General features: G+C 67.5%; 7 protein-coding genes. 3 read left to right on the forward strand and 4 right to left on the reverse strand.

Features of this window, described 5'->3' with window-relative positions; all coding sequences use genetic code 11:
- Positions 1-170, reverse strand: a 170-nt coding sequence (locus tag F9K34_RS16940; RefSeq protein WP_291338296.1) for a hypothetical protein, incomplete at its 3' end; no start/stop codon positions are given.
- Positions 171-347: 177 nt separating this feature from the next.
- A complete protein-coding gene (locus F9K34_RS16945) occupies positions 348-1,529 on the reverse strand; it encodes a deoxyguanosinetriphosphate triphosphohydrolase (RefSeq protein WP_291338292.1) in 1,182 nt (393 codons plus the stop codon).
- Positions 1,530-1,612: 83 nt separating this feature from the next.
- Between F9K34_RS16945 and F9K34_RS16950 the strand changes: the two genes are divergently transcribed.
- Positions 1,613-1,939, forward strand: coding sequence for a HesB/IscA family protein (locus tag F9K34_RS16950; protein ID WP_291338297.1), 327 nt, complete (start codon positions 1,613-1,615; stop codon positions 1,937-1,939).
- A 3-nt stretch (positions 1,940-1,942) separates the two neighbouring features.
- Here the strand turns inward: F9K34_RS16950 and F9K34_RS16955 are convergent, their stop codons facing one another.
- Positions 1,943-2,143, reverse strand: coding sequence for a hypothetical protein (locus F9K34_RS16955; RefSeq protein ID WP_291338293.1), 201 nt, complete (start codon positions 2,141-2,143; stop codon positions 1,943-1,945).
- A gap of 6 nt (positions 2,144-2,149) precedes the next feature.
- Entirely contained in the window at positions 2,150-3,718 is a 1,569-nt protein-coding gene (locus tag F9K34_RS16960) for a hypothetical protein (RefSeq protein ID WP_291338294.1), read from the reverse strand.
- Between the two features lie 204 nt (positions 3,719-3,922).
- On the opposite strand from F9K34_RS16960, the gene xth reads away from it, so the two are divergent.
- Both xth and F9K34_RS16970 read left to right on the forward strand, forming a co-directional pair.
- Positions 3,923-4,702 (forward strand): exodeoxyribonuclease III, encoded by a 780-nt coding sequence (gene xth, locus F9K34_RS16965; protein ID WP_291338295.1) that lies wholly within the window; start codon positions 3,923-3,925, stop codon positions 4,700-4,702.
- Between the two features lie 3 nt (positions 4,703-4,705).
- The coding region (locus tag F9K34_RS16970; RefSeq protein ID WP_436405761.1) for an NAD(P)/FAD-dependent oxidoreductase at positions 4,706-4,994 on the forward strand (289 nt) is incomplete at its 3' end.

Below are 4,994 nucleotides of genomic sequence, written 5' to 3' on the forward strand. Positions count from 1 at the left end.
GGCTTGGCCAGCACCATCGCCGCGTTCGTCGCCATGTCGCCATGCAGCGCGTCGCGCGGCGGCTCGACCGCGACGGCGCCCATGTCGAGCCCCGCGGGCAGCGCGCCGGCGGCCACCATGTCCTCGAGGCTGGCCACGACCAGCGCCCGGATTTCAGCAAAAAGGTTCATTTCCGTCCCCAGAAGCTCCGCCGGGGATGCCAGAGGCGGCGCGCGGCGTCAATCCTCGGAGGGGTTCGCCCCGCGCGGCGGGAGGTCGGACCGTGGCCGCGTGCCGGCACGGGCGGAACGCGGCCCCCGCCCACACCCCCGGGAGTACCTTGCCCACCGTGAAAGCCGGACGCGCGTTCAGGCGCCGCAGAGCCTTTCATGCTCCTGGATCGCGAATCTGTCCGTCATCCCCGCGACATAGTCGAGAACGACGCGGGCCAGGTCCGTTTCGCTCCGCGCCCGCGCCACGTCCGGGTGCCATTCCTCGGGCAAGAGCCCAGGATCGTTCAGGAAAAGCGGAAACAGGTCGTTGATCATCGCCGTGACCCGCTTGCGCTCCTCCACCACGCTCGGGGCGCGGTACATGCGGACGAACAGGAACGACTTGATCGCCTTGAGGTTCTGGTAGAGCGGTTTCGAGAACCGGATGATCGTGCCCGGCATGGCGCGGATTTCCGCGGCCGACTGCGGCTGCGCCGCCTGGAGCCGGGTCTGGGCAACCGCGATCACGTCCTCGACCATCACGCCGAAGACGCGCCGCAGCGCCTCGTGGCGACGCCGCGTCGGGTCGAGATCGGGGTATAGCCGGTCGACCTCTTCGAAGGCGGGGGCGGTCACCGGCAGTTCCATCAGGTCGGTCTCGGTGAAGAGCCCGGCGCGCAGTCCGTCGTGAAGGTCGTGGTGGTTGTAGGCGACGTCGTCGGCGATGGCCGCCACCTGCGCCTCGGCCGAGGCAAAGGTCTGCAGATCGAGGTCGAAGCCGTCGTTGAACTCCTTCAGCGCATAGGGCAGGAGCGCGGGGTCGCCCACCGCATGCGAACCGCTGGCATTCGGGCCGATCACCGGGCCATTGTGCTTGGCGATGCCTTCGAGCGTCTCCCAGGTCAGGTTCAGCCCGTCGAACCCGGCATAGTGGCGCTCCAGCTTGGTGACGATGCGGATGGCCTGGGCGTTGTGGTCGAAGCCGCCGTGGGGCTCCATCAGCGCGGCCAGGGCATCCTCGCCGGTGTGGCCGAAGGGAGGGTGGCCGAGGTCATGGGCGAGCGCGACCGCCTCCGCGAGATCGGTGTTGAGGCCGAGATGGCCGGCGATGGTGCGGGCGACCTGCGCCACCTCGATCGTGTGCGTGAGCCGGGTGCGGTAATAGTCGCCCTCATGCTCGACGAAGACCTGGGTCTTGTGCTTCAGCCGGCGGAAGGCCGAGGAATGGATGATCCGGTCGCGGTCGCGCTGGAAGGGCGAGCGGAAGGTGGACATCGCTTCGGGGAACTGCCGGCCACGGCTTTCCTCGGGGTGGCAGGCATAGGGGGCAAGGGTCATCGGGGACCGTTCTTGTCGCGTCGTTCCCGCGTCATATATGATGAAGCGGACGAAAATGACATAAGGCGCTTGCAGCCATGAACCTGACGCTTCCCCCGAAAGTGACGGATCGCGCCTTCGCGCGGCTGGCGGAGATCAATGCCGGCACGGGAGAGGCGAAGGCGCTGCGCGTCGCGGTCGAGGGGGGCGGCTGTTCGGGCTTCCAGTATGACATAAGGCTCGACGAGCCTGCGGCGGACGATCTCGTGATCGAACGCGGCGGCCAGAAGGTGCTGATCGACGCCGTATCGCTGCCTTTCCTGTCGAATGCCGTCATCGACTTCTCCGAAGAACTGATCGGCGCGCGCTTCGTGATCGACAACCCGAACGCCGCCTCGTCCTGCGGCTGCGGGACCAGCTTCTCGATCTGAGGTTCAGCCGGGCGCGACAAGCGTCCCGCAGGCACAGCCGGAGACCGCGCCGCTGCCGCAGGCGGCCGAGGCGCCGCAGCATTGCAGCCCGTTGGCCATGGTGCAGCAGCAGGTCTGCGCCGTCTCGCAGGCCGGCGGCTTGTCCTGCGCGAGGGCTGGCGCGGGAAGAAGGCAGAGGACGAGAATCGCGAGTGGCCGGGTCATGTCAGGTCATCCTTGCGGATCGCGGTGGTGATAGGCAGCGGTGAGCATGAGGTAGACGAAGAAGTCGCGCACCAGCGGGCGCTGTTCCTCGGGATACTTCAGCAATAGGTCGTAGGTGCCCGGAATTCCTTCGAAAAAGAAGGTCCTCAGGGTATCTCTCCAGATGAAATAGCCGACATGGTCGACGATCTTCCAGAACTTGCCGTCCTGCAGCGACTGCGGATCGGAGTTCTCGGCGAAGGACAGGTTCTGCCAGTCCTTCCGGTAGCTTTCGAAGAGCTGGCCCTTGGCCGCAATCTCGACATAGCCCGCGTCGAGCCGCTCGTAGAAGACGAGGATCGAGGTGGCCTTCGCCGGCACGCCGTTCTCGCAGCGCGCCTTGAAGACGATCTTGAACAGCCAGAGCTCACCCTTCTCGCCCTGCGGCGCTCCATTCGCGCCGATCGGGATCGGCCGGATGAAATAGGTCGAGAAGAGCATGAAATCGTCCTTGCCGAGGGTCTCGCTGATCTCGGCGGCGATGGACAGGTCGGCGCCGAGCCGCACCTCGACCAGCCCTCCGGCATTTGCCTTGGCCGAGAAGCCCCCGCCGTACTTCAGGATGCCGACGTCCTTCAGTTCCACCCCGCAACGCTTGGTGACCGTCAGGCGGGCGTCCGAGAGGTTTGCCAGCGTCTCGGCCAGTCCCGACATGCTTTCGCCGAAGCGACGGTGGAATGAGCCGTCGAGATGGAAGGAGAACACCCGCTTCGCGGCGGCAAGATCGACGATCTTGAGCGGGGCCAGGCCGTCGGCATCCGCGCCCTCGGACTGGCGCTTGCTGCAGAGCGTGAGGTAGCTGTCGGCAGGCTGCGTCAGGGTGCCGCCGGGAAGGTAGGCCTTCACCGGAAACGGCAGGCAGACGGCAGCCACAGCCGCCGCGAGCGCCTCGCCCTCGAGCCGGGACCGGATCAGGGGGTCTCGCCGGAGCCCGGCATAGGCCGCGGTCGCGGCCCGCACGGCCGGGTCGCCCGAAGGAGCGATGGCGTAGCCCCAGAAGGCGGAGATGTCGTAGCGGCACCGGCCCTCGGTGCAGACATCCTCGGCATTTCCCGGACAGGCGTCGCCGGCGCGACAGATCATCGCCTTCGCGTAGGAATCCGCAAAGATGTAGGAGGCATTGTCGACCAGCTTCTGGATGTCTTCCTGCGCCACGATCTTGCGGTGGCCGTATTCGGTCAGCACCATCACCGGCGTGCGCCCCTGCGGGTAGCTGTCGAGCTCGATCCGGTAGAGCGGCTTCACCACCACGCCGATCGGATACATCTCCTGGAACTCGTACTCGTTGGCGTTGCAACTGACATTGGCGAAGCGCCCGGGACGGACGGTCACATAGTAGTCGTCCGTACCGTAGCCGCCGCGTTCGGGCGGCACCTCCTCCTTGCCGAGAAGCGAGGCGAGGTTCCAAAGAAGCGTCTGCTGCGACTCGTCCACGCTGGCGAGGTCGTCGCAGGGATCGGGCGCCGCCCAGCCGGGTCGGGCCAGCACCATCAGGGTCGCGAGAACGGCAAGGAACGGCGGGACTATGCGTCGCATGAAAGGCACCCCTCGAAACGACCTGAACAAAGGACCCAAGGGACTTGTAATCACTGTAGCATATCACGGCTTCCCGCGAATCGGAATGCACTCCCCGGTCGGGTATTCCTGACTGCGCTCAACCTCTGCGCGAGGCTCGGCCGGTGTTGCGGCGGGGGCGGCTTCGCCGCTAGGATCGTCCGGCACCCGCTGCCGAGGGCCCGAATGAAGATCGCCACGTTCAACATCAACGGCATCAAGGCGCGGCTGGAGGCCCTGCCGGAATGGCTGGACGCCGCGGCGCCGGATGTCGTCCTCCTCCAGGAGATCAAGTCGCAGGACGCGGACTTCCCGCGCGAGGTTTTCGAGGGCCGGGGCTATTTCGTCGAAACCCACGGGCAGAAGGGGTTCAACGGGGTCGCCATCCTCTCGAAGCTGCCGCTCGAGGACGTCACCCGCGGCCTGCCGGGCGACGACGGCGACGAGCAGGCGCGCTGGATCGAGGCGACGGTCACGGCAAGGGCGACGGTCCGGCTCTGCGGGCTCTACCTGCCGAACGGCAATCCCGCGCCGGGGCCGAAGTTCGACTACAAGCTGGGCTGGATGGACCGGATGCGGGCGCGGGCGGCGGCGCTCCTGGCCGAGGAGGTTCCCGTCGTCATGGGCGGGGACTACAACGTCATTCCCCAGGCCGAGGATGCGGCCCGGCCCGAGGCATGGCTGGAGGATGCGCTCTTCCGCCCGGAAAGCCGCGCGGCGCTGCGGCGGATCGAATATCTCGGCTACACCGACGCCTTCCGCGCCCGCGAGCCACGGCCGGGGCACTATTCCTTCTGGGACTATCAGGCCGGCGCCTGGGCAAGGAACAACGGCATCCGCATCGACCACCTCCTGCTCAGCCCGCAGGCGGCAGACCTGTTGCGGAGCGCCGGGATCGAAAAGGAGGTCAGGGGCCGGGACAAGCCCTCCGACCACGTCCCGGTCTGGATCGACCTGGACGCCTGAGCCGTGACCTACCCCGAGACCTACTACGCGCGAACGATGACCGACACGCGCCTGCGCGCCGGTCTTGCCGGGACCGAAGACGCGGAGGTGGTGATCGTCGGGGCCGGGCTGGCCGGTCTGACGACGGCCCTTCACCTTGCCCGTGCGGGCCTGTCGGTCGCGATTCTCGAAGCCGATCGCGTGGGCTTCGGCGCGTCGGGCCGCAACGGGGGCCTGGTGAGCCCGGACTTCGCGGCGGGCGACGCGGCGATCCGCGCGCGAGTGGGCCCGGAGGCCGCGACGGCGCTTCGCC

Origin of the sequence: Albidovulum sp. (genome assembly GCF_008933605.1) — a bacterium.
In the GTDB taxonomy this organism is placed as follows: Bacteria; Pseudomonadota; Alphaproteobacteria; order Rhodobacterales; family Rhodobacteraceae; genus Albidovulum.

Bases quoted from the DNA above. Each gene is read 5' to 3' on its own strand.
- F9K34_RS16945 (WP_291338292.1), bottom strand. From the start codon at position 1,529: ATGACCCTTGCCCCCTATGCCTGCCACCCCGAGGAAAGCCGTGGCCGG.
- F9K34_RS16955 (WP_291338293.1), bottom strand. From the start codon at position 2,143: ATGACCCGGCCACTCGCGATTCTCGTCCTCTGCCTTCTTCCCGCGCCA.
- F9K34_RS16960 (WP_291338294.1), bottom strand. From the start codon at position 3,718: ATGCGACGCATAGTCCCGCCGTTCCTTGCCGTTCTCGCGACCCTGATG.
- xth (WP_291338295.1), top strand. From the start codon at position 3,923: ATGAAGATCGCCACGTTCAACATCAACGGCATCAAGGCGCGGCTGGAG.